Origin of the sequence: Devosia oryzisoli (genome assembly GCF_014837245.1) — a bacterium.
GTDB classification, from domain to species: domain Bacteria; phylum Pseudomonadota; class Alphaproteobacteria; order Rhizobiales; family Devosiaceae; genus Devosia; species Devosia oryzisoli.
Genome location: NZ_JACYFU010000001.1, coordinates 797,433 through 820,561, shown reverse-complemented (window position 1 = coordinate 820,561; position 23,129 = coordinate 797,433). Strand labels below are relative to the sequence as shown.

The 23,129-nt window shown below is 60.9% G+C and carries 22 protein-coding genes; 17 read left to right on the top strand and 5 right to left on the bottom strand.

Translation table 11 applies throughout. The features are described 5' to 3' along the window. The first annotated feature begins 20 nt into the window (after positions 1–20). The 10 genes from pdhA to IC608_RS04080 all read left to right on the top strand — a co-directional run bounded on the left by pdhA (position 21) and on the right by IC608_RS04080 (position 9,358). The gene (pdhA, locus tag IC608_RS04125) at positions 21–1,040 is read left to right on the top strand and encodes a pyruvate dehydrogenase (acetyl-transferring) E1 component subunit alpha (protein WP_191772862.1); all 1,020 of its coding nucleotides are present in this window, start codon (positions 21–23) and stop codon (positions 1,038–1,040) included. Positions 1,041–1,045: 5 nt separating this feature from the next. After that, positions 1,046–1,450: a hypothetical protein gene (locus IC608_RS04120; protein WP_191772860.1), complete on the top strand. Its 405-nt coding sequence runs from the start codon at positions 1,046–1,048 to the stop codon at positions 1,448–1,450. A gap of 1 nt (position 1,451) precedes the next feature. Continuing rightward, on the top strand, positions 1,452–2,849 hold the full coding sequence (locus IC608_RS04115; RefSeq protein WP_191772858.1) for a pyruvate dehydrogenase complex E1 component subunit beta: 1,398 nt from the start codon (positions 1,452–1,454) through the stop codon (positions 2,847–2,849). An 11-nt stretch (positions 2,850–2,860) separates the two neighbouring features. Next, the gene (locus IC608_RS04110; protein WP_191772856.1) at positions 2,861–4,276 is read left to right on the top strand and encodes a pyruvate dehydrogenase complex dihydrolipoamide acetyltransferase; all 1,416 of its coding nucleotides are present in this window, start codon (positions 2,861–2,863) and stop codon (positions 4,274–4,276) included. A 10-nt stretch (positions 4,277–4,286) separates the two neighbouring features. After that, on the top strand, positions 4,287–4,928 hold the full coding sequence (locus tag IC608_RS04105; protein ID WP_191772854.1) for an SGNH/GDSL hydrolase family protein: 642 nt from the start codon (positions 4,287–4,289) through the stop codon (positions 4,926–4,928). A 30-nt stretch (positions 4,929–4,958) separates the two neighbouring features. Next, entirely contained in the window at positions 4,959–6,398 is a 1,440-nt protein-coding gene (gene lpdA / locus IC608_RS04100) for a dihydrolipoyl dehydrogenase (protein ID WP_191772852.1), read from the top strand. Positions 6,399–6,510: 112 nt separating this feature from the next. Then, complete coding sequence (locus tag IC608_RS04095) at positions 6,511–7,551, top strand: Gfo/Idh/MocA family protein (RefSeq protein ID WP_191772850.1); 1,041 nt, start codon at positions 6,511–6,513, stop codon at positions 7,549–7,551. A gap of 120 nt (positions 7,552–7,671) precedes the next feature. Beyond that, complete coding sequence (gene lipA, locus IC608_RS04090; protein WP_191772848.1) at positions 7,672–8,622, top strand: lipoyl synthase; 951 nt, start codon at positions 7,672–7,674, stop codon at positions 8,620–8,622. Next, positions 8,622–9,065, top strand: coding sequence for a type II toxin-antitoxin system RatA family toxin (locus IC608_RS04085; protein WP_191772846.1), 444 nt, complete (start codon positions 8,622–8,624; stop codon positions 9,063–9,065). The genes lipA and IC608_RS04085 overlap by 1 nt, the downstream gene beginning before the upstream one ends. Positions 9,066–9,067: 2 nt before the next feature. Then, on the top strand, positions 9,068–9,358 hold the full coding sequence (locus tag IC608_RS04080; protein ID WP_191772844.1) for a putative quinol monooxygenase: 291 nt from the start codon (positions 9,068–9,070) through the stop codon (positions 9,356–9,358). On the opposite strand, the gene IC608_RS04075 is transcribed toward IC608_RS04080, so the two are convergent. Together IC608_RS04075 and IC608_RS04070 are read right to left on the bottom strand one after the other, a co-directional pair. Further along, the gene (locus IC608_RS04075) at positions 9,336–9,839 is read right to left on the bottom strand and encodes a CinA family protein (RefSeq protein WP_191772843.1); all 504 of its coding nucleotides are present in this window, start codon (positions 9,837–9,839) and stop codon (positions 9,336–9,338) included. The genes IC608_RS04080 and IC608_RS04075 overlap by 23 nt on opposite strands. A 1-nt stretch (position 9,840) precedes the next feature. Further along, positions 9,841–11,034, bottom strand: a complete 1,194-nt coding sequence (locus IC608_RS04070; protein WP_191772842.1) for a bifunctional 2-C-methyl-D-erythritol 4-phosphate cytidylyltransferase/2-C-methyl-D-erythritol 2,4-cyclodiphosphate synthase — start codon at positions 11,032–11,034, stop codon at positions 9,841–9,843. A gap of 149 nt (positions 11,035–11,183) precedes the next feature. Between IC608_RS04070 and dusB the strand changes: the two genes are divergently transcribed. From dusB to hflX, 7 genes are all read left to right on the top strand, one after another. Then, entirely contained in the window at positions 11,184–12,212 is a 1,029-nt protein-coding gene (gene dusB, locus IC608_RS04065; RefSeq protein WP_345890825.1) for a tRNA dihydrouridine synthase DusB, read from the top strand. Further along, positions 12,209–13,351, top strand: coding sequence for a two-component system sensor histidine kinase NtrB (locus IC608_RS04060; protein WP_345890824.1), 1,143 nt, complete (start codon positions 12,209–12,211; stop codon positions 13,349–13,351). The genes dusB and IC608_RS04060 overlap by 4 nt, the downstream gene beginning before the upstream one ends. Next, positions 13,348–14,796, top strand: coding sequence for a nitrogen regulation protein NR(I) (ntrC, locus tag IC608_RS04055; protein WP_191773779.1), 1,449 nt, complete (start codon positions 13,348–13,350; stop codon positions 14,794–14,796). The genes IC608_RS04060 and ntrC overlap by 4 nt, the downstream gene beginning before the upstream one ends. A gap of 172 nt (positions 14,797–14,968) precedes the next feature. Beyond that, positions 14,969–17,293: a sensor histidine kinase NtrY-like gene (locus IC608_RS04050; protein WP_191772840.1), complete on the top strand. Its 2,325-nt coding sequence runs from the start codon at positions 14,969–14,971 to the stop codon at positions 17,291–17,293. Then, the gene (gene ntrX / locus IC608_RS04045) at positions 17,294–18,676 is read left to right on the top strand and encodes a nitrogen assimilation response regulator NtrX (protein ID WP_191772839.1); all 1,383 of its coding nucleotides are present in this window, start codon (positions 17,294–17,296) and stop codon (positions 18,674–18,676) included. A gap of 180 nt (positions 18,677–18,856) precedes the next feature. Continuing rightward, the gene (gene hfq, locus IC608_RS04040) at positions 18,857–19,108 is read left to right on the top strand and encodes an RNA chaperone Hfq (RefSeq protein WP_191772838.1); all 252 of its coding nucleotides are present in this window, start codon (positions 18,857–18,859) and stop codon (positions 19,106–19,108) included. Between the two features lie 8 nt (positions 19,109–19,116). Next, the gene (gene hflX, locus IC608_RS04035; RefSeq protein WP_191772837.1) at positions 19,117–20,481 is read left to right on the top strand and encodes a GTPase HflX; all 1,365 of its coding nucleotides are present in this window, start codon (positions 19,117–19,119) and stop codon (positions 20,479–20,481) included. On the opposite strand, the gene mazG is transcribed toward hflX, so the two are convergent. The 3 genes from mazG to IC608_RS04020 all read right to left on the bottom strand — a co-directional run bounded on the left by mazG (position 20,478) and on the right by IC608_RS04020 (position 23,129). Further along, entirely contained in the window at positions 20,478–21,296 is an 819-nt protein-coding gene (gene mazG, locus IC608_RS04030; RefSeq protein ID WP_191772835.1) for a nucleoside triphosphate pyrophosphohydrolase, read from the bottom strand. The genes hflX and mazG overlap by 4 nt on opposite strands. 214 nt (positions 21,297–21,510) lie before the next feature. Next, positions 21,511–22,347, bottom strand: coding sequence for an MBL fold metallo-hydrolase (locus tag IC608_RS04025; protein WP_191772834.1), 837 nt, complete (start codon positions 22,345–22,347; stop codon positions 21,511–21,513). Between the two features lie 2 nt (positions 22,348–22,349). Continuing rightward, entirely contained in the window at positions 22,350–23,129 is a 780-nt protein-coding gene (locus IC608_RS04020; protein WP_191772833.1) for a TatD family hydrolase, read from the bottom strand.

Below are 23,129 nucleotides of genomic sequence, written 5' to 3'. Positions count from 1 at the left end.
TCACCCTTACGGAGCGAAGCATGGCGCGCAAGGCGACGGCCCTTAAGGCCACGGCACAGCCCAATGTCCCCCAGTTCACTGCAGAGCAGGAGATGGAAGCGTTCCGCGACATGCTGCTGGTGCGGCGCTTCGAGGAAAAGGCCGGGCAGATGTATGGCATGGGGCTGATCGGCGGCTTCTGCCACCTTTACATCGGGCAGGAAGCTGTCGTCACGGGCATCACGATGGCAAGTGAGAAGGGCAAGGACGCTCAGATCACCGGGTATCGCGACCACGGCCACATGCTGGTGATGGGCCTCGATCCGAAAGGGGTGATGGCGGAACTGACCGGGCGCCAGGGCGGGCTGTCCAAGGGCAAGGGCGGCTCGATGCACATGTTCTCGAACGAACACCGCTTCTATGGCGGCAATGGCATCGTCGGTGCCCAGGCTTCTCTTGGCACCGGTCTGGCTTTCGCGAGCAAGTACAAGGGCGACAATTCAGTCTCCATCACCTATTTCGGTGACGGTGCGGCCAACCAGGGCCAGGTGTACGAGAGCTTCAACATGGCCAAGCTCTGGAACCTGCCCGTCGTCTACATCATCGAAAACAACAAGTACGCCATGGGGACCTCGATCGAGCGCGCCGCGGCCACCACGGACTTCTCCAAGCGTGGTGCTTCGTTCGATATCCCGGGCGAGCAGGTCGATGGCATGGATGTGCGGATGGTGTTCGACGCCGCCAAGCGTGCCATAGAGTGGGCCCGTTCGGGCAAGGGGCCCTATATTCTCGAGATGCTGACCTACCGCTATCGTGGTCACTCCATGTCCGATCCGGCCAAGTATCGCACCAAGGACGAAGTGACGAAATACCGGCAGGAGCGGGACCCGATCGAGCAGGTCCGCAAGCGCCTGCTGGAGGGCGGGTCTGTAACCGAAGACGACCTCAAGAAGATCGAGACCGACATTCGCGCCGTCGTGACGGAGGCGGCCGATTTTGCCACCAACGATGCCGAGCCGGACGCCTCGGAGCTCTGGACCGACATCACGATCGAGGCCTGACACCAATGAGCATCCTGCTCGGGGTGATCGTCGTTTTTGCACTGCTCTCCGCGGCCGTCGCGCTGATGCAGGCCGCGGCCATCAACCGCATGGCACCAGCGGCCAGCCCGTCCTGGCGGGGCTGGCTGTTTGGATGGTGGCGCTTCAACAGCGTCGCGGCACGAGCGGGTCTGTCTGGAGAGACCGCCGCTGCCGTTTACAAGCGCGCCGTCATTGCTTGCGTCACCTTTGTCGTTCTCGGTCTTGTTCTGAGCAGTTGGGCCGTCAACGAGCGCCGGGCAGAGAGCACGACCGAACTTGACCCGGCACTGATCCCCGAATGGCAAATCATTCCCACCGCCAATTTCACTGACAATTCTGCGCCGCGCCCAGAGGCTATAGTGCCCGGCGCTGCCCTGCTGGAGAGCTGACATGCCTCAAATTCTCATGCCCGCCCTGTCTCCCACCATGGAAGAGGGCAAGCTCGCCAAATGGCTGGTGAAAGTCGGTGACAAAGTGTCTCCCGGTGACGTGCTGGCGGAAATCGAGACCGACAAGGCTACGATGGAAGTTGAGTCGGTGGACGAAGGCACCGTCAGCGAAATCATGATCGAGGAAGGCACCGAAGGGGTGAAGGTGAACACGCCGATCGCCATGGTGCTGGGCGAAGGCGAAGAGCCGGGCGAAGGAAACACGCCCGCTGCGCAGGCCTCTTCGTCTGATCCGGAAGGTGAGTCGGCCGTGCCCGAAACCGCTGCCGTTCCCGTCCAACCTAAGAGCGACGCAGGAGCAGAAGCGCCGAAGTTCGTGGCGCAGAATGATCCCGACATGCCGACCGACGTCGAGATGGTCGAGATGACGGTGCGTCAGGCGCTGAACGAGGCGATGGCCGAAGAGATGCGTCGCGACAAGGACGTCTTCATTATCGGCGAGGAGGTTGCCCAGTATCAGGGCGCCTACAAGATTACGCAGAATCTGCTGCAGGAGTTCGGCCCAGAACGCGTCGTCGATACGCCGATTACCGAACACGGGTTTGCGGGCCTTGCTGTCGGCGCGGCCTTTGCCGGCCTAAAGCCGATCGTGGAATTCATGACCTGGAACTTCGCCATGCAGGCGATCGACCAGATCATCAACTCAGCTGCCAAGCAGCTTTACATGTCCGGTGGGCAGGTGACCGCGCCCATGGTGTTTCGTGGCCCCAACGGTGCCGCAGCCCGCGTGGCCGCGCAGCACAGCCAGGATTACTCGGCCTGGTACAGTCACGTGCCCGGCCTGACCGTTATCGCCCCATACAGCGCCGCCGATGCCAAAGGGTTGCTGAAAGCCGCGATCCGCTCGCCCAATCCGGTGGTGTTCCTCGAGAACGAAATCCTTTACGGATCGACTGGACTGGTGCCCAAGGTGGACGACTACGTCCTCCCCATCGGGAAGGCCCGCGTCGCGCGCGAGGGCAAGGACGTGACCATCGCCTCCTTCTCCATGGGCATGCGCTACGCCACGCAGGCAACAGAGAAACTCGTCGCCGCTGGCGTCGATGTGGAACTCATCGACCTGCGGACCCTGCGCCCGATGGACAGCGACACCGTCATTGAATCGGTCAAGAAGACCGGCCGCCTGGTGACTGTCGAGGAAGGCTGGCCGCAGGGCGGCATCGGCGCCGAATTGGCGATGCGGGTGATGGAAGGCGCGTTCGACTATCTGGACGCACCAGTCATGCGTGTCACGGGCAAGGATGTCCCCATGCCTTATGCTGCCAATCTTGAGAAGCTGGCGCTGCCGAATGTGGACGAAGTCATCGCCGCGGTAAACGCCGTGACCTATCGCTCCTAAGGAGATCTGGGATGCCAATTGATATCACCATGCCGGCGCTCTCCCCGACGATGGAGGAGGGCAAGCTTGCCAAATGGCACGTCAAGGAAGGCGACAGTGTTTCCTCCGGTGACGTGATCGCCGAGATCGAGACCGACAAGGCCACCATGGAAGTGGAGGCCGTGGACGAGGGTCACATCGCCAAAATCCTCGTGGCCGAGGGCACGGACAATGTGAAGGTGAACGCCGTCATCGCCGTGCTGCTGCAGGAGGGCGAGGACGCCAGCGCCATGAGCTCTGGCGGCGACAAGCCTGCGGAGGCCCCCACGGCCGAAGCCAAGCCTGAAGCGCCCAAGGACGATGCCGGCAAGGATGCCGGAACCATCGAGCGCGCCGACGCCGCGACCCAGACGGCGCCGACGGCAAAGGCAGATGCAACGACCGCCGAGGCGCCCAAGCCTGCTGGCAACAGCAATACCGGCGCCAGCGCACCAACGAAAGCCGAAAGCGGCCGCGTGTTCGCCTCGCCTCTGGCCCGGCGCATCGCCAAGGATGCCGGGCTCGACGTCAGCACCATCGCCGGCAGCGGGCCAAAGGGCCGCGTGATCAAGGCGGACGTGGAAGCGGCGAAGTCGGGCAAGGGCACCAGCAAGCCTACGTCCGTACCATCCGGAGCACCGACCTCGGCTGCCGCGATGCCGACGGGCCTCAGCAAGAGTCAGGTTCTGGCTCAGTTCGAAGAAGGCACCTACGAGATCGTGCCCAATGACGGTATGCGCAAGGTGGTGGCGGCGCGCCTGACGGAAAGCAAGCAGACCGTTCCGCACTTCTACCTGACGCTCGACTGCCGCATCGACGCCCTCATGGCGGCGCGCGAGCAGATCAACGCATCAGCGCCAAAGAACAAGGAAGGCAAGCCGGCGTTCAAGCTCTCCGTCAACGACTTCGTCATGAAGGCCTGGGCGGTGGCGCTGCAGCGCGTGCCGGCGGCCAATGCGACTTGGGCAGGGGACTCCATCCTCTACCATAAGCGCTCCGACGTTGCCGTGGCCGTGTCGGTGCCTGGCGGGCTCTTCACGCCGGTGGTGAAAAGCTGCGACACCAAGAGCCTGCGCGAGATATCGGAAGAGGTGAAGGATCTGGCCACGCGCGCCAAGTCTAAAAAGCTGGCGCCGCATGAATATCAGGGTGGATCCTCCTCGGTGTCCAACCTGGGCATGTTCGGCATCAAGCACTTCGCGGCCGTCATCAACCCGCCACACGGCACAATCCTGGCGGTCGGCGCCGGCGAAGAGCGGGTCTACCCGGAAAACGGGCAGATCAAGATCGGCCAGTTCATGACTGTCACCCTCTCCTGCGATCACCGCGCCGTCGATGGCGCGCTCGGTGCAGAACTCCTGGGCGTCTTCAAGGACCTGATCGAAAACCCGATCATGATGCTGGCTTAGGGGCAGGGCGATGAAAACCATTCTCGCCTATGGCGATAGCCTGACTTTTGGTTCCAATCCTGAGCCGGGGGGGGCGCGCCACGCTTATGAGGATCGATGGCCTTCGGTCGTCGAAACTTCGCTGGCCGGCAAGGCCAGGGTTATTGCCGAGGGCCTTGGTGGCCGAACCACGGCCTTCGATGACTTTTCAGCACCAGCGGATCGTAATGGCGTCCGCGTGCTGCCAACACTGCTCGATAGCCATAAGCCGCTCGACCTCGTCATCATCATGCTCGGCACAAATGACCTGAAGGTCTATCTCAACGGAACCGCCTTCGGAGCCGCGATGGGGATGAAGCGCCTCGTGCAGATTATCAAGAGCCACCCTTACGACCCCGGCATGGTCGTCCCGCAGGTAATTATGGTGGCGCCGCCGCTGACGGTGGAAACCACCCATGCGGATTTGCACCCGATGTTTGCGCCACGGGCGGACGAAGCGAAGCTCTTCGACTTCTATTACAGCCGTATCGCCCGAGAACTGGACGTCGGCTATTTCAACGCGGCCAGCGTTGCCGTCGCCGATCCGCGCGACGGCGTACATCTCGATCCGGCCAACACACGGGCAATCGGCGAGGGCCTTGCCCCGCTCGTCAAACAAACGCTGGGTCTTTAACGACCCCACAAGACCAGGTGGAGGCCAAATATGGCTGACCAATACGATCTCCTCGTCATCGGCGCAGGCCCGGGCGGCTATGTCGCGGCAATTCGCGGCGCCCAGCTGGGCATGAAGGTGGCCATTGTCGAGCGGGAGCACATGGCAGGGATCTGCTCCAACTGGGGCTGCATTCCCACCAAGGCACTGCTTCGATCGGCAGAAATTTATGGTCACATGGGCCATGCCAAGGACTATGGCCTGACGGCTGAGAAGTTTGGCTTCGATCTTGACGGCATCGTCAAACGTTCGCGCGCCATCGCGGCGCAGATGAACAATGGCGTCCAGTTCCTGATGAAGAAAAACAAGATCGACATTATTTGGGGTGAAGCCACGATCACCAAGCCCGGTGAGGTAAAAGTTTCGCCGAGCAAAAAGCCGGTCGTGCAACCGCAAGGCCCGGTGCCCAAGAACCCGCTCGGCGAAGGCCTCTACAAGGCGAAGAACATCATCATCGCCACCGGTGCACGTCCGCGGGTGCTACCGGGGATTGAGCCCGATGGCGACAAAATCTGGACGTATTTTGAAGCGCTGAAACCGGCGGAAATGCCGAAGTCGCTGGTGGTCATGGGGTCGGGCGCCATCGGCATAGAGTTCGCGTCGTTTTATCGCTCTTTCGGCGCCGAAGTCACCGTCATTGAGCTGCTGCCCAACATCCTTCCGGTGGAGGACACAGAGATTTCGGGCCTGGCTCGCAAGCGCCTCGAGAAGCGGGGCATCAAGATCATGACTGAGGCCAAGGTCAGCAAGGTCGAAAAAACCAGAAGCGGCGTCATTGCCCATGTCGAGACCAAGGACGGCAAGACCCAGCAAATCAGCGGCGACAAGCTGATCTCGGCTGTCGGAGTGCAATGCAACATCGAAGAGCTTGGTCTGGAAACAGTCGGCGTCAAAACCGAGCGTGGCGCCATCGTTATCGACAACTACGGTAAGACCAGTGTCGACGGAATCTGGGCCATCGGCGACGTGGCCGGCCCTCCCATGTTGGCGCACAAGGCCGAGCATGAGGCTGTCATCACCGTCGAAAAGATCGCGGGTCTCAAGGTCCACGGCCTCGACAAGACCAAGGTGCCCGGCTGTACATACTGCGAGCCGCAGGTGGCAAGCGTCGGACTGACCGAGGCCAAAGCGAAGGAGCAAGGCCGCGAGATCAAGGTCGGCCGGTTCCCCTTCGTCGGGAATGGAAAGGCCATAGCCCTGGGAGAGCCGGATGGCTTAGTAAAGACCATTTTCGACGCCAAGACCGGGGAACTTCTCGGGGCCCACATGATAGGCGCGGAAGTGACGGAACTCATCCAGGGTTTCGTGGTCGCAATGAACCTCGAGACGACCGAGGAAGAGCTCATTCACAGCATCTTCCCCCATCCCACGCTCAGCGAAACGATGAAGGAAAGCGTGCTCGACGCTTATGGCCGCGCACTGAACATCTGACGACTGATCGGTTCTGGCCTCAGCTCGTCACCGCGGCCGGTGCTTGGCGTTTCACTAGCGCGGCCTCTGATGGGCAGGGCAACCGAAGCAACGAACAATAGGAGTTATCCACATGGTCAAGGCAATCCAGATCGGTCTGGGGCACTGGGGATTTAACTGGTCGCAAGACGTTATCCCCACAGTTCCCAATGTCGAGATGGTGGGCTATGTGGACACCAACCCCGACGCCACAGGGCGCGCCCAGGAGGCGTTGGGCATAGACGCCAAGCTTTGCTTCGGCAGTCTCGAAGATGCGGCCAAGCATACCGATGCAACCCTCGCTCTCTGCACGCTACGCACCGAGGCACATTATCCCGTGGTCAAGCGCTGTCTTGAGTTGGGGTACAATGTTCTCGTCGAGAAGCCTTTCGCTACCACGATCGCGCAGGCCAAGGAACTGGTGGCCCTGGCCAAGGCGCAAGGCAAGGTCTTGATGGTCAGCCAGAACTATCGGTTTCAGCCAGCCCCCATCGCGGCCGCAGACTTGATTGCAAAAGGTAAGTTCGGTCCGATGAACATGGTGTCGCTCGATTTCCGGCGGCACGGTCCCAGCCAAGGCTACCGCTACTGGGATATGCCGGACCCGCTGCTGGCTGACATGTCGATCCACCACTTCGATCTGATGCGCTACGTGCTCAATGACGAGCCGCTGCGCATTTCGTGTCGTACGTGGAATCCCGTCGGCAGCCCGTTCCAGTATCACCCGAGCGGGGTGGCCACGATCGAGTTCAAGAAAGGTACCATGGTCTCCTACCGGGCCAGTTGGATGAATACCGGGCCGGTCACTCCCTGGGCAGGAGAGTGGGTGATGGATGGGGCGGAAGGACAAATCTGCTGGAGCTCTCGCGATCACTTCCGTGACAAGGCGGGCCCCGACATGCTGACCCTGCGCCCACTCGATGAGAAGGTGCAGCACGTTGACCTCAAGCCGCTCAAGTTCGCGGACCGCAGCGGCACGCTCAACACGATCGCCACGGTCCTGGAAACGGGCGACGTGCCGCGCGGCTTCAGCTCGGGCGAAGACAATCTGGGTTCTCTCGCACTAGTGCAGGCCTCTATCCTGTCCGCCTCGCGCCGCGGCGACTGGGTGGAACTCGAGGAAGTCATGCGATAGCGGCTACCCAGCTGCCCAGGATCGTGCTGCCGGTTGAACCGGTTACGCAAGGGAGCGATATAGCGGGCAAGCCTCCTGCACCCCGGCCTCGCCGGGGTCAAAAGCCCAGTCAGGACTGACATGGTCACGCTCATCGATACAGCGGCACGCCCGCGCCACCCCGAAAAAGCCAGCCGGCCCGACAGCGTCGTGCTGCGAAAGCCCGACTGGATCCGGGTCAAGGCGCCGGGTTCGCCAGTCTACAAGGAGACGCAGCAGATCGTCCGAGAGAATGGTCTCGTCACAGTCTGTGAAGAGGCCGGCTGCCCGAACATTGGCGAGTGCTGGAGCAAGAAGCACGCGACCATGATGATCATGGGCGAAATCTGCACCCGCGCCTGCGCGTTCTGCAATGTGCGCACCGGCTTGCCGACTGCCCTCGATCCCAATGAGCCGGGCAATGTGGCGACTGCCGTCCAGAAACTCGGCCTCGAGCATGTCGTGATAACGTCAGTGGATCGGGACGATCTGCCTGATGGCGGGGCACAGCATTTCGCAGACGTTATCCTGGCCATCCGCGCGATCAATCCGCGCACAACCATCGAGATTCTGACGCCCGACTTTCTCCGCAAGGACGGGGCTCTCGAAATTGTCGTGGCGGCCAAGCCAGACGTCTTCAATCACAACCTAGAAACCGTTCCCTCGAAATATTTGAAGGTACGGCCGGGCGCTCGCTATTTCCATTCCATCCGCCTGCTGCAGCGGGTGAAGGAACTCGACCCCACGATCTTCACCAAGTCCGGCATCATGGTTGGACTGGGCGAAGAGCGCAATGAAGTGCTGCAGTTGATGGATGACCTCCGTTCAGCCGATGTCGATTTCCTCACGATCGGCCAATACCTGCAGCCGACCAAGAAGCATTACCCGCTCCAGCGCTTCGTGACCCCTGAGGAGTTCCGCTCATTCGCCACGGTGGCGACGGCCAAGGGCTTTCTGCTGGTCTCATCCAGCCCGCTGACCCGGTCTTCCCATCACGCAGGAGAGGATTTCGCGAAGCTGCGCGAGGCACGGATGGCAAGGCTGGGGCACTGATGAAGCGGTTCTACGAAAAGCACGTGCAGCATCTGCCGCAACGTATGTTCGACATCGTGTCGGATCTTCAGGATTACCCGAGGTTCATCCCGAACTGTCGTGCGATCGATGTCCGGCCAGATCCGGCAGCGAAAGGGCGCGACGTCCGCCTGGCACGCATGACGCTGTCATTCGGGCCGATCACTCAAGCTTACACAAGCCGGGTCACATTGGATGCCGAAGCGATGTCGATTGCGGCCAAGGCCGTCGATGGTCCGTTCGCGTATCTCGACAGCCTGTGGCGCTTCGAGAGCGAAGGGCAGGGGACCCGCGTGCGGTTCGAGATCGATTTCAAGATTTCCAACCCGCTGATTGCAGCGGTCGCCGAGCCCGCTTTTGCGGCCAAGCAGGAGGAAATCATGCAAGCCTTCTGCGACGAAGCAGACCGTCGGTTCGGGGCGTAGTCATGTCCGGTAAAGTGCGACTGACGGGAACCCTGATCTGCGGGACGGATGCCGAATGTGACGCGGTGCGCCAATATCTTCCCGAACACATCCGGCTGACGCGTCAGGAGCCCGGCTGCCTGTCCTTCGAAGTCGCGCAAAGCAGCGATCCACTAGTCTGGACCGTCAAAGAGCTGTTCCTCGATCGGGCGGCGTTCGATGCGCACCAGGTCCGCACCAAAGGGTCGGAATGGGCAAGCCAGACCGCCACGATCCGGCGTGACTACACGATTATTGCGGCGGATCGCTCGTAAGCACCTGCAAGACCAGGTCGAGCGCTGCCTCGACCGTGGCCTTCCGTATGGCGTCACGTCCAATGTCTCCAAAACGGTGTTCGATGACCACGGTGGCTAGATCGGACGAAACCGCTACATAGACCAGTCCAACGGGTTTTTTCTCCGACCCGCCATCGGGTCCCGCAATTCCTGTTGCGGAGACTGCGAAGTCTGCGTGGGCGGTGTTGCGGGCGCCATCGGCCATGGCACGCGCAACCTGATTGCTTACAGCCCCGTAATCGCGGATCAGTCGCGCCTGGACGTGGATCATCCGCGACTTGGCACTGTTGGCGTAGGTGACATACCCGCCGTAGAGCGCTGCTGACGACCCTGGCACATCGGTCAAGGCCGCTGCGATGAGTCCACCGGTACAGCTCTCCGCCGTCACTAGGCTCTGATTGCGGGATGCGAGGATCTCAATGATCTGCTTTGCTACGGACACCTTGACCTTAGCTGCCATCTCAGTCCGCCCTCGGCATTTCGATACTTGCACTCGCCATGGCCACGATGCCTTCCTCCCGCCCGATGAACCCGAGCTTTTCGTTGGTAGTCGCCTTGACCGCGACCCGGTTGGGCGAGATGCCCAAAGTCTCGCCGATCACCGCGCACATGGCCGGAGCGTGAGAGGCAATCCTCGGTGTTTCCGCCACGATTGTCACGTCCAGATTGACGATGCGCCCCCCCGCGGCCGAAACGAGCTTGCCGGCATGCTTAAGAAAGATGGTGGACGCAGCACCCTCCCATTGAAGATCGCTAGGGGGGAAATGGGTCCCGATGTCTCCCTCACCAATCGCCCCAAGAATCGCGTCGGTCAGTGCGTGAAGCGCAACGTCGGCATCCGAATGCCCCTTGAGCTTGGCAGAGTGCGGAATGCGGACGCCACCCAGCCAGACTGCATCGCCGGGCGCAAAGGGGTGAACATCGTAACCAGTCCCGATCCGGGTCTCCACTGCTTCACTCCCGCCAATGATCCGCTCGGCGACTGCGAAGTCCTCCGGATGCGTTATCTTGATGTTGTTGGTATCGCCGCTGACCATGGCGACCCTGAGTCCAGCCCATTCAGCGATTTCTGCGTCGTCAGTGAACTCGCGCCGCACGGCACTTGCGCGCATATGAGCCGAAAATATCTGCTCGAAGCGGAACCCCTGGGGTGTTTGCGCGGCTGCCAACTGTCGCCGGTCTTCTGTCGCGACAACATCCCGGCCATTCAGTGAACGCTTGATGGTGTCGGTGACCGGCAGGGCCGGAAGGGCGCCATCGTACTCATCAAGTGCTCCGAGCACATCCTCGATCAGTTGAGCGGATGCGAAAGGTCTTGCTGCATCCTGAATGAGAACCAGGTCCGGGCGATGCGGCGCCAACGTCTTGAGCCCCTCCAGCACAGAGGCCTGACGTGTGGCGCCCCCAAGGACCGGCGCCATGAGCCGCACATTTTTGGCGAGATCAAGGGCCGCATACCTGCCCACGTGATCGCCGTGGATGACGGGAAGGACAAGGGTAACGGCGGGATGCGAGAGAAACGCATCTATCGTCCGCGCCAGCACTGTCCGACCGGCCAACGAGCGATACTGCTTGGGATCGGTGTGTCCGCCACGTCCCGCGCGCTCCCCTTTGCCGGCGGCGACAACGATGACGGCTACAGACTTCGACTTCATTTATCTTCGGGTACCTTGTCGGCCGGTGGCGCCTGACGAGGGTCTAGCGGTCCGCCGGCCATGCGGCAAGGGCAGGGCTGCCCTCACGGCAGTGGGGTCGCTCTATCAGTTGCAGCCGACCTGAAATTGACTATTGTGCGGGCAATATCGTGCTTCTGAACAAATCCGGGGCAATTGTGTCGCTATCTGCCTGCGCCTTAAGCATTGGGCCGTACGAATTGCGGAACAACGCTCTGCTCGCTCCCATGGCCGGAATCACCGATCGTCCGTTCCGCGACTTGGCCGCCCGGTTCGGCGCAGGGATGGTGGTGTCGGAAATGGTGGCCAGTGCAGCCCTGAGCACGGGGCACCAGGACATGGTGCGCAAACTCACGTCTTCGGGTCAGCTTCCTCACATGGTCCAGTTGGCAGGGTGCGAGCCGCACTGGATGGCCGAAGGCGCCCGTATAGCGGAGGCTGCCGGGGCGAATATCATCGACATAAACTTTGGCTGTCCCGCCAAACGCGTCACAAGTGGCTATGCTGGCTCAGCCCTGATGCGCGTGCCTGATCAAGCGCTCGCCATTGTCGACGCGGTGGTCAAGGCCACCACCGTGCCGGTGACGGTCAAGATGCGGCTTGGATGGGACGACGACACCCTTAACGCGCCACAGATTGCCAGGCTCGCGGAGGGTGCCGGTGCACAGATGATCACAGTGCACGGGCGCACGCGACAGCAGTTTTACAAGGGTGAGGCCAATTGGGCGTTGGTTCGCCCGGTCGTGGACGCTGTTTCGGTACCAGTGGTGGTCAACGGCGACATCACCACGCCAGCAAGGGCGAAGGCGGCCTTGGAAGCATCGGGGGCTCGGGCTGTGATGATCGGGCGGGGCGCGCAGGGTCGGCCGTGGCGTGTCGGCCAGATCGGCGCGGCTCTTGCCGGCAGGGCGCCGGCCGATGCTCCCACCGGCTCTGAACTCACCGATCTCATCTGCTGGCACTATGAAGCGATGCTGATCGACTATGGACTGGAAGTGGGCCTGCGTGCGGCCCGCAAGCACCTGGCTTGGTACGCCGAAGCACAGGGGTTGGACCTCGATCGCGACACGAAACGGGCCCTGCTCGAGGGCGTCGAGCCCAAGTCGGTTCTAACGGTGATCAGAGAAGTGTTCAGGGGTGACTGGAGGGCTGCAGCGTGAGCCCCACGAGCGCCCATGAATTGGACGCCGTGCCGGCAACAGCAGTATTACAGGCCTTGCCGCAGCCTATACTCGTGCTGGACGATGACCGCCACATCCAGTTTGCCAACTACGCCGCCGAGGCTTTTTTCGGGGCGTCGCTGAGCATGCTGACGCGACAGAAGCTGGACGACTTGATCGCCTTTGGCTCGCCGATCATCTCGCTTGTGGAAACGGTGGTGCAGCGACGGGCACCGATGAACGAATACCGAGTGCGGATTGGCTCATCCCGCTTCGGAGACGAGCGCATCGCCGATGTGTTTGCCAGCCCCATTTCCGACACCGATGGGCGGACCACGCTTCTTATCCAGGAGCGGACCATGTCGGACAAGATTGACCGCCAGATGGTCTCTCGCGGCGCGGCACGCTCTGTCACTGGGCTTGCCGCAATGCTGGCGCATGAGATCAAGAACCCGCTCTCAGGCATTCGCGGCGCGGCGCAACTGCTTGAGCAGTCTGTTCCATCCGACGAAGTCCCCCTTGCGCGGCTTATTCGGGACGAAACCGACCGCATTGTTGGCCTGATCGACCGGGTCGAAGTGTTCGGAGACGAGCGGCCGGTGGAGCGGGAGCCTATCAACATCCATGTCATCCTCGATCGCGTGAAACTTCTGGCACGCAATGGCGTCGCTCGCGGCATCACCTTCTCGGAAGAATATGATCCGTCCCTGCCACCGGTTCTGGGCAACCGCGATCAGTTGATCCAGGTGTTCCTGAACCTGATCAAGAACGCCTCCGAAGCTCTTGAAAGAACGCACAAACCCGAGATCAAGCTTTACACGGCATTCCGCCCAGGCATTCGCATTAGTGTCGCGGGAGTAGCGGAACGCATTTCGCTGCCTCTGGAGATCGTCATCGAGGACAATGGGCCTGGCGTACCGCCCGACACCTTGCCGTTCCTGTTCGATCCGTTCGTCACCACCAAGACGAACGGATCGGGTCTCGGCCTTGCCCTGGTGGCCAAGATCATCGGCGACCACGGTGGCGTAATCGATTGCGAGAGCCGCCCCGGGCGCACGCGGTTCCGCATACTTCTTCCGGTGGCCAGCGAGGCCTTTCACACTCCCGCACAGACCATACGAGAGGGTTCGGCTCGATGAGTCACGTTGTTCTTCTGGCCGACGATGACGCGGCAATCCGCATGGTCCTCAATCAGGCGCTGACGCGGGCCGGCTATGAGGTCCGACCGACCGGCAATATGTCAACCATGTGGAATTGGGTAAGCCGGGGTGAGGGAGACATCCTGATCACGGACGTGACGATGCCGGATGGCAATGCCTTCGAGGTAATGCCCAAGATCAAGAAACTGCGCCCGGACCTGCCGATGGTGGTCATGAGTGCGCAGAATACGTTCATGACCGCCATCCGGGCGTCCGAGGTCGGGGCATACGAGTATCTCCCCAAGCCCTTCGACATAACCGAGGTGCTCTCCGTCGTGGCCCGCGCCTTGGCCGACGCGAAGAAGCCGTCCGCGCCTCAGCGATCTGTGGACGAGGCAGGCGAGACAATGCCGCTGGTGGGTCGCTCGGCGGCCATGCAGGATATCTACCGCGCCCTCGCTCGGCTGATGCAGACGGATCTGACGGTGATGATCACCGGCGAGAGCGGGACCGGCAAGGAACTCGTCGCCCGGGCGCTACACGATTTCGGGAAGCGTAGAAACGGCCCTTTTGTCGCGATCAACATGGCGGCTATTCCCCGCGACCTGATTGAGGCTGAACTATTTGGACATGAGAAAGGCGCCTTTACCGGCGCCAACACGCGATCATCCGGGCGTTTCGAGCAGGCGGAAGGCGGAACGCTCTTCCTCGATGAAATCGGCGATATGCCGATGGATGCGCAGACCCGCTTGCTGCGCGTGCTGCAGGAAGGCGAGTACACAATGGTCGGCGGTCGCAGCGCCATAAAGACCAACGTGCGCATTGTTGCAGCCACCCATCGCGATCTAGGACAGATGATCCGTCAGGGTCTATTCCGGGAAGACCTCTACTACCGCCTGAACGTGGTGCCGATCCGTCTGCCGCCCTTGCGCGAACGTGTCGACGACATTGCGGACCTGGCTCTGCATTTCCTCCGAGCAGCCCAGCGGGATGGAGAGCCGGTCAAGACCATCGCGCCCGAGGCCATCCGCATCATGCAGGACTATTCGTGGCCGGGTAACGTGCGCGAACTCGAAAACCTCGTGCGCCGCCTGTCAGCCCTTTATGCCGACGAGCAGATCTCGCCCGAAATCGTGCAGAACGAGCTGAACCTGACGGAGCGTTCAACCCCCAACGGTCCAACTGGACCCGTCGATGTGTCGACAGCGGTCGAGACGCATGTAAGCCAGGTCCTGCGGGAACATGAACCCAATCTGCCGCCTCCGGGGCTATATCAGCGGGTCATCGACCGCGTGGAGGCGCCACTGATCGCCATGGCCCTGAACGCTTGTGGCGGCAATCAGATCAAGGCTGCAGACCTGCTTGGGCTCAACAGAAATACGCTGCGGAAAAAAATCCGTACGCACAGCATTGAGATCATCAAACACAGCCGCCGAGGCAATTAGTGCTGTGGTCGTCTAGAGGCCCTATGCCCTAGTGTCACATTTCGGCAACATTTATCTTGAAGGGTGGCGCGAAATCGGTCAGGCTTTTTGCTTTACGCCCTGATTTCGAACGACAGAAGGGAGAGCCCCTCTGGCGCGGGGCTGATAGTCGCCTCGAAATGATAAGGACTGCATGACCGATCTGGCCGCCAAACCGACTGCACCACCAGAAAACGCGCCGGTGCCGCAGCGGCGCCGTTCGTGGGGTGTTCACGCCAACCGCTCGTTGCGCATCCTCGGTTTCGTGGTGGTGTTGGCGTCGGTTCTGATGTCGTCGATTTCGTTCCTGATACTAACCGGAACGACAAAGATCGAGCCATCGACGGGCGTTTGGACGATCATCTGGATTGTAACCGGCGTACTGGTGCTGCTGGTTTTTGCCCTTGTCGTCACGGAAGCCGTGCTCCTGATGCAGGCGAGGATGCGACGGCAGCCCGGTTCCGGCCTTCAACTACGAATGGTTGCCATGTTTGCCTTCGTGGCGGCCGTTCCTGCGGCCCTGGTCGCGGTCGTTGCCACAGTGGCGCTGAACCAGGGGCTGGATCAGTGGTTCTCTGAGCGAACCCGGGCCATGGTGGAAAGTTCCCGCCTTGTGGCGCGCTCATATATGCTCGAGCATGCTCAGGTCCTGAGAGATGATATCATCTGGGTAGCCACCGAGCTCGAGCAGGCGCACGATACTTATGTGAATGATCCCGACCGCTTCACCCGCGTGCTGACAGCGCTAGCGGTTACGCGATCGCTTCCCTTTACGTCGCTGATCGATCGTGACGGAAAGACGATCCTCAGAGCTCAGATCAACGTCGCCGGCGCCTATCCCAAACTTCCTGCAGGAATAACACAGGGCGTAGTTGAGGGCGTACCAACTGCAATCGCGCCTGGGAGTACCAACTTGGTCGGTTCCGTCGTTAAGCTGCGAGGCTACGACGACACTTTCCTGTTCGTTGCGCGACCTGTCGATGCTGAAGTACTTCAATACATGCAGCTAACTGACGACAACATCACCGAATATCGGCAATATGCTTCCAACCGGCTCGTGTTTCAGATCACGTTCACCATCATGTATGTTGGCCTCGCTGTGGTCTTATTGCTGGCCGCACTTTGGGTGGGCATCGCTTTGGCGAACCGCTTCGTTGACCCGATCCGCAATCTCATGATCGCCTCGCGACGTGTGAGCGCTGGAGATTTGGATGTACAGGTGCCGGTCCAGGAGGGCAGGGGCGATCTGCGCGATCTGTCCAATGGATTTAATCGGATGACGCAGCAGCTCAAGACCCAGCGGGAAGCTCTGTTGCAGGCCAACGCGATGAACGAGAAACGCCGCCAGTTTACCGAGGCGGTGGTGGAGGGTGTGTCCGCAGGCATCATCGGCCTCGATCCCTTCGAGGCGGTGACGCTTGTTAACGCGCGGGCGTGCGAAATGCTGGGGAAGACGGAAATCGAGCTGATGGGCGAGCGAATGGAGGATATCCTGCCGGAAATCGCCGCCACCATGGAGAAGGCCCGCTCAGCCCGCCGCGGCCAGGTGCGTGACCAGATCCAGCTCGGCAACGAAACCAATCGCCGCATCTACCAGGTGCAGTTGACCCGGGAGGGCACGATCACGGAGTCCAAGGGCTACGTCATCACGTTCGACGACATTACCGACCTTGAATCCGCGCAGCGCACCAGCGCCTGGGCCGACGTAGCGCGCCGTATCGCGCACGAAATCAAAAATCCTCTGACCCCGATCCAGCTCTCGGCTGAGCGGCTTCGTCGTCGCTATGGCAGCAAACTCGAGGATGATCGGGACGTTTTTGACAAGTGCATCAACACGATCGTCCGGCAGGTAGGGGATATCGGACGCATGGTGGACGAGTTCTCGGCGTTCGCCAGGATGCCGGAATCCGCACCCGAAATGGCGGATCTCAGCGACACCATCAGACAGGCGGTTTTTCTCGAGAGCGTTCGCCTGCCGGAAGTTGCTATTCAAACGGAATTGCCTGAAGAGGCGATTTGGGCGTGGTTCGACAGCCGCCTCGTGGCGCAGACGCTCACCAACCTCATCAAGAACGCCGTCGAGGCGTTCGAAGAGCTGGATACGAGCGGCGACTGGCACCCGGCCATCACCGTCCAGGGGCAGATAGAGGGTAACCATGCCCGGGTGGCGGTGTCCGACAATGGCAAGGGTTGGCCCAAGGACAACCGGCAGCGGCTCCTAGAGCCATACATGACGACGCGGGAGAAGGGGACGGGTTTGGGGCTTGCTATCGTTGCGCGCATTATCGAGCAACATGGCGGCATCGTCGAACTCGTGGACGCCGAACCTGATCCACAGGGGCGGGTAGGGGCCTGTGTGACCTTCACACTCCCCCTCTCATCGCCAACAAAGAACAAACCGGACGACTCCGACGGACCAGGGTCCGACGCAGCGTCACAACCGGAGGAGCCGCATCTAAATGCGGTTGTTCAGCACTAGATGGCACTAGACATACTGATCATCGACGACGAGGACGATATCCGGGACCTCGTTGCTGGAATTCTCGAAGACGAAGGGTATGAGACGCGGCAGGCGCATGACGCCGACAGCGGCCTCGCCGAAATTGCCCGCAGGCGGCCGAGCCTGGTGTTCCTTGATATCTGGATGCAGGGGTCACGTCTCGACGGTCTACAGCTGCTTGATGTGTTTCAAAGCCAGCACCCGGACATGCCCGTGGTGATGATCTCTGGCCATGGCAATGTGGAAACCGCGGTTTCGGCTATCCGGCGGGGCGCTTATGACTACATTGAAAAGCCGTTCAAAATCGACCGCCTGTTGCACATCACGCAGCGCGCGATGGAGGCGACGCGTCTGCGAACGGAAGTGGCCGAGCTTAAGGAGCGAACGGCCAGCAAGAGCGCAGAACTTGTCGGCACGTCACCTGCCCTCCACCAAGTTCGAAGTCTGATCGAGAAGTCGGCCCCCACCAATTCTCGCATTTTCATCTCCGGTCCATCGGGCGCCGGCAAGGGATTGGTGGCACGACAAATCCACCAGCGCAGTCCCCGCGCCAATGCCACTTTCGTCGAGATTAACGCGTCGCTTTACGCTCCAGACGAAGTGCCTGTGGTGCTGTTCGGCCGCGAGACGCGCGAGAAAACGGGCATGCTCAACATAGAAGTGGGTGCACTAGAGCGCGCCCATGGCGGCACGCTGTATCTGTCGGAAGTGACGACGTTGCCGGCGCAGGTGCAGGCATCGCTTCTGCGCACACTGGTGGAGAATCGCTTCACTCGAGTTGGCGGTACTCAGGCGGTTCCCATCGACGTGCGGGTGATCTCGTCCAGCTCTCAAAACGTGGCGGGTCAGGTGGATGCCGGCGAGTTCCGCTCTGATTTGTTCCATCGTCTGTCGATCGTGCCGCTACCGATTACTCCGCTACGAGAACGCCGGGAAGACGTGCCGCCGCTGGTCGGCCTGTTCATCGAGCAACTCTGCCGGATGCACAACCTGCAGCGCATGACGGTCGGCGACGATGCCATGGCTGTCCTGCAGGCCCAGGACTGGCCTGGGAACGCCAGGCAGCTTCGCAACTCCATCGAGCGTCTGCTCATCCTGATGAAGGATCAGCAACCAGATAACGGCATAATCACAGCGGCCATGTTGCCCTCCGACATCGGTGAAGTGCTGCCCACCGTCGGGGATACCGATGCCTCGGCTCATCTGATGAGCCTGCCTTTGCGCGAGGCCCGTGAGGTCTTTGAACGGCAGTATCTCCTCGCCCAGATCGAGCGTTTCGGAGGCAACATCTCGAAGACCGCGGAATTTGTCGGGATGGAGCGAAGCGCTCTTCACCGCAAGATCAAGTCCCTCGGGTTGTAATGAGGGCGCGGAATACGGAGCGTGCTCATGCACATGGCGCGGGTAGGCACATCATCGTGGATGTGCCATAGTTGAGCCAATGGTAGCGAGTTGGGTCGGAGACTGGGCGGCAGTCTCCACGCAAACCAATTCGGTGCGACCAGAACAGCGACAATCAATGCCGCGACCAAAGAGGCCTAAATGCCCAGCGAAAAACAACAAAACCTGCAGGATTCCTTTCTCAATCACGTGCGGAAGCAGAAGGTGCCGGTGACCATCTTCCTGGTGAACGGCGTGAAGCTTCAGGGTGTCATCACCTGGTTCGACAATTTCTGTCTGCTGTTGCGCCGTGACGCGCAGTCGCAACTGGTCTATAAGCACGCCATTTCCACCATCATGCCAGGCGCTCCGATCCAGTTGTTCGATCCCGAGCATGGCAACGACCACGACTGACCGCTTGAATGTCATCATCTGACGAGGACGAAGACCAGGGCGCAGGTCCGCAGCCATTTATCGACCGCCGCGAAAAGCCGACGCGCGCTGGTCTGGTGTGCCCGGATGTGCGCGGGGCTTTTTCCGCGCACTCAATCGAGTCGAGGCAGGCCGAATTCGAAGGGCTAGCGGCGGCAATCCGCCTGGACATCGTCTTCTCGGACGTCGTCCGGGTACGCGACGTTAAGCCGGCCACCTTCATCGGGGGCGGGCACGTCGAATCCCTGGCGCAGCGGGTCAAGGCAGAAGACATAGACCTCCTCCTCGTGGACGCTGCGCTGAGCCCCATTCAGCAACGTAACCTCGAGCGCGAGACGGGGACAAAAGTCCTCGACCGCACGGCGCTGATCCTTGAAATTTTCGGCGAACGAGCAGCTACCCGGGAAGGCGTGCTGCAGGTTGAGCTCGCCCATCTCAACTATCAGAAAAGCCGCCTTGTACGATCCTGGACCCACCTGGAGCGCCAACGAGGTAGCGGCGGCATGGGATTCATGGGTGGCCCCGGCGAAACACAGATCGAAAGCGATCGGCGCCAGATCACAGAGCGCATCGTTTTGCTCGAGGATCGTCTCGACAAGGTCAAGCGCACGCGCGCGCAGCAGCGTCGCAACCGTGAGAAGACGCCATTCCAGATTGTTGCTCTCGTCGGTTACACCAATGCTGGCAAATCGAGCCTCTTCAACGTTCTGACGGGGGCAGGGGTGTTTGCCGAAGACCTGCTCTTCGCTACGCTCGACACGACGGTGCGGCGCCTGGAGCTGCCGCATGGCCGGGAGGTCATGCTCAGCGACACCGTGGGATTTGTTGCAGACCTTCCGCACGATCTCGTGGCCGCGTTCCGCGCGACGCTGGAGGAAGTGCTCGAGGCCGACGTCATCCTGCATGCCCGCGATATCTCCAATCCTGATCACGCGGCGCAGGCACAGGACGTGCTCAAGGTTCTGGAAGAACTCGGGGTTTCAGCGGAAACGACGCCTGTCATCGAAGTTTGGAATAAAATTGACCGTCTGCCGGATGTCGACGCGGCGCTGGCCGGCGTCGCCCCCGCAGGGAAGGTTGCCGGCACAGTCGCTGTGTCAGCCAAGACAGGTCGGGGACTGGAGGAGCTCAAAGCGACCATCGAAGCGGCACTGGCTCAGAAAAGCCGTACCTATCATGTGCATGTGCCGCATAGCGCAGGCAGCGATATCGGGTGGCTTCACAGCCACGCCGAAGTCATCTCCCGCGATGAACCGAACGAGAAGGGCTCGAATTTCCTGGTTCGTGTTGATCCACGCCACAAAGACGCATTTCTCGAGCGGTTCAACGGCCGGATAGCCATCTCTGACCTCTAAAGGCCAAGGCCCTTATCTGCGGCGCGAATTTCGTTCCAGTAGCCGTCGAGCCGGTCGAGACCAGCGTCTGCCACGTCGATGTTGTCTGCGCGGCAACGATCCTCCACGTGGTGAAACCGGCGTGTGAACTTGCTGTTCGCGTCGCGCAACGCCGCTTCGGGATCGACGCCAGCCTTGCGAGCCAGATTGGCGACGGCAAAGAGTAGATCACCAATTTCCTCGTGCACCGCAGCGGCGTCCTTGGTGGCGGCCGCCTCAGTCACTTCCTCAAGCTCTTCCTCGACTTTGGCCTTGACGGCCTCCAGGTCAGGCCAGTCGAAGCCGACCTTGGCGGCTCGTTTCGTCAGCTTTTCCGCCCGCGCTAGCGCCGGTAGGACCTGGGGAACGTCATCGAGAAGGGACGGGGTATCGTCTCCCTTGCGCTCAGCCTTGGCCGCGCGTTCCGTGGCCTTGATCGCTTCCCAGCGATTCTGCGCTGCTGCAGCGCCTCGCTCGGTGATATCGCCAAACACGTGCGGGTGCCGGCGGATCAGTTTTTCGGTCACCGTATAGATGACGTCACCAATATCAAACTCACCGATCTCACTGGCCATCTGTGCATGGTAGATCGGTTGCAATAGCAGGTCGCCAAGTTCTTCGCGCAGATCGCTGAAATCCTCGCGCTCGATTGCGTCGGCCACCTCGTAAGCTTCTTCGATGGTGTAGTGACGGATGGAGCGGAAGTCCTGCTCAAGATCCCAGGGACAGCCGCCATTGGGATCTCGCAACCGAGCCATGATCTCGACAAGACGGGAGATGTCGCGGGAAGGCTGCATATGGTCTCAACTCATCTATTGGTAGTGGCGCCACCATATCCAGAATGGCGCCAAAGAACAGGGGGCCAGGTCGTGGAGCGGATACCACTTACTCGACAAGGCACCGCCGCACCCAGCGACATCCATATTTCGCATAATATATATTATGGAACTTTACTGTGTGTGCCAGCTGCGATGCGGCGATTGCGTGTGCCTTACTGTGACGAAGCATATCCTAGATATTCAGGATGCGGCCGGTTAGCACGTCGATCTGCATACCGTCGAATGCAGGCGTGACATTGGCCGGTGTCTCCCGGTCAAGCCGCTCGTAGTCCATGTCGATGTGCAGGTCCGTCAACACCGCCTGACGTGGCTTGAAGCGCTCTATGAGGTCCAGCGACTCCGGCAAGCTGAGATGGCTTGGATGCGGCGTCGGGCGAAGCGCATCCAGTACCCAAAGATCGAGACCCGAAATCGCGGCGTGCGACTGCTCGGGAAACCCTGACAGATCACAGCTGTAGGCGAAGTCCCTGAGGCGGAATCCCAATGAGTCTATATCGCCGTGGTGCTGGAGAAATGGCATCAGGGCGATAACACCGCCCGGTCCCTCAATCTCCAGCACTTGTCCTGGCTCGATGACGTGTGCGTTCAAAATCGGCGGATAGTTGCTGCCGGGCGGAGTCCGGAAACAATAGCCAAAGGCTTCGTGCAAGCGCTCGCTGCACTGCGCGCTCAGATAGACATCGACGCGTTGATGATTGCGCAGCGCCAGCACACGCAAATCATCGATCCCGTGCGTGTGATCGGCATGCTCGTGCGTAAAAAGAACCGCGTCCACCCGGTCTACGCCGGCGTCGAGCAGTTGCTCCCGGAGATCGGCCCCCGTATCGATCAAAGCACGTGTTGGCTGGTCAACACCATTACGCCAAGCCTCGATCAGCAACGAACAGCGACGACGCCGGTTGCGCGGCTCATCGGCGTCACATATGCCCCAGTCGTTGCCGATGCGCGGCACTCCGCCCGAAGATCCGCAACCCAATATGGTCGCAATGATGCGATCCGGCGCGGACATTTTCACACAAGACCGGTCTTGCTGAACAGCCGACCGAAGTTGGCGGTAGTTTCCCGGCCCAGTTGCTCGAGCGAAATACCACGCACCTCGGCCACTTTTTCCGCCGTGTGCCGGACGAAGCTCGGTTCGTTGGGCTGTCCGCGACGCGGTACAGGCGCGAGATAAGGCGCGTCTGTTTCAACCAGGTACCGATCTGCGGGCACCATCCGCGCGACGTCGCGAATTTCCTCAGCGTTCTTGAACGTGATGATGCCCGAAAAAGAGATGTAGCCGCCCAGCGCCAAAGCCCGGCGCGCGAGGTCCATGCCGGCGGTGAAACAGTGAAGCAGGAAAGGGAAGGCCCCCTGCCCGCTTTCCTCCTCTAGAATGGCGGCCATGTCCGAGTCCGCCTGCCGGCTGTGGATAACCAGTGGAAGACCTGTGATCCGCGCAGCTGCAATATGCCGCCTCAGTCCGGTCGCCTGGGCCTCCCGCGGGGCGTTGTCGTAGAAATAATCAAGACCGGCTTCGCCGATGGCAACGCAGCGCGGATGGGCACTGAGCCGCACCAAGTCTGCTGTCGTGACGTGAAGTTCCTTGTCCGCGTTGTGAGGATGCGTACCAACCGAGCACCAGATGTTCTCGTGTTGTTCCGCAAGCTCTGAATATGTGGAAAACTTCTCCACAAGTGTGGAAATCGTCACCATCCCCGCAACGCCCGCCTTGTGCGCCCGGTCGAGCACACCGTCGAGGTCAGCGGACAATTCAGGGAAGTCGAGATGGCAATGGCTGTCGATCAACAT

Bases quoted from the DNA above. Each gene is read 5' to 3' on its own strand.
- IC608_RS04115 (WP_191772858.1), top strand. From the start codon at position 1,452: ATGCCTCAAATTCTCATGCCCGCCCTGTCTCCCACCATGGAAGAGGGC.
- IC608_RS04025 (WP_191772834.1), bottom strand. From the start codon at position 22,347: ATGTCCGCGCCGGATCGCATCATTGCGACCATATTGGGTTGCGGATCT.
- IC608_RS04095 (WP_191772850.1), top strand. From the start codon at position 6,511: ATGGTCAAGGCAATCCAGATCGGTCTGGGGCACTGGGGATTTAACTGG.
- lpdA (WP_191772852.1), top strand. From the start codon at position 4,959: ATGGCTGACCAATACGATCTCCTCGTCATCGGCGCAGGCCCGGGCGGC.
- IC608_RS04105 (WP_191772854.1), top strand. From the start codon at position 4,287: ATGAAAACCATTCTCGCCTATGGCGATAGCCTGACTTTTGGTTCCAAT.
- ntrX (WP_191772839.1), top strand. From the start codon at position 17,294: ATGGCACTAGACATACTGATCATCGACGACGAGGACGATATCCGGGAC.
- IC608_RS04120 (WP_191772860.1), top strand. From the start codon at position 1,046: ATGAGCATCCTGCTCGGGGTGATCGTCGTTTTTGCACTGCTCTCCGCG.
- ntrC (WP_191773779.1), top strand. From the start codon at position 13,348: ATGAGTCACGTTGTTCTTCTGGCCGACGATGACGCGGCAATCCGCATG.
- hflX (WP_191772837.1), top strand. From the start codon at position 19,117: ATGTCATCATCTGACGAGGACGAAGACCAGGGCGCAGGTCCGCAGCCA.
- pdhA (WP_191772862.1), top strand. From the start codon at position 21: ATGGCGCGCAAGGCGACGGCCCTTAAGGCCACGGCACAGCCCAATGTC.
- hfq (WP_191772838.1), top strand. From the start codon at position 18,857: ATGCCCAGCGAAAAACAACAAAACCTGCAGGATTCCTTTCTCAATCAC.
- IC608_RS04085 (WP_191772846.1), top strand. From the start codon at position 8,622: ATGAAGCGGTTCTACGAAAAGCACGTGCAGCATCTGCCGCAACGTATG.
- mazG (WP_191772835.1), bottom strand. From the start codon at position 21,296: ATGCAGCCTTCCCGCGACATCTCCCGTCTTGTCGAGATCATGGCTCGG.
- IC608_RS04080 (WP_191772844.1), top strand. From the start codon at position 9,068: ATGTCCGGTAAAGTGCGACTGACGGGAACCCTGATCTGCGGGACGGAT.
- lipA (WP_191772848.1), top strand. From the start codon at position 7,672: ATGGTCACGCTCATCGATACAGCGGCACGCCCGCGCCACCCCGAAAAA.
- IC608_RS04070 (WP_191772842.1), bottom strand. From the start codon at position 11,034: ATGAAGTCGAAGTCTGTAGCCGTCATCGTTGTCGCCGCCGGCAAAGGG.
- IC608_RS04075 (WP_191772843.1), bottom strand. From the start codon at position 9,839: ATGGCAGCTAAGGTCAAGGTGTCCGTAGCAAAGCAGATCATTGAGATC.
- IC608_RS04050 (WP_191772840.1), top strand. From the start codon at position 14,969: ATGACCGATCTGGCCGCCAAACCGACTGCACCACCAGAAAACGCGCCG.
- IC608_RS04110 (WP_191772856.1), top strand. From the start codon at position 2,861: ATGCCAATTGATATCACCATGCCGGCGCTCTCCCCGACGATGGAGGAG.
- IC608_RS04020 (WP_191772833.1), bottom strand. From the start codon at position 23,129: ATGTTGATCGACAGCCATTGCCATCTCGACTTCCCTGAATTGTCCGCT.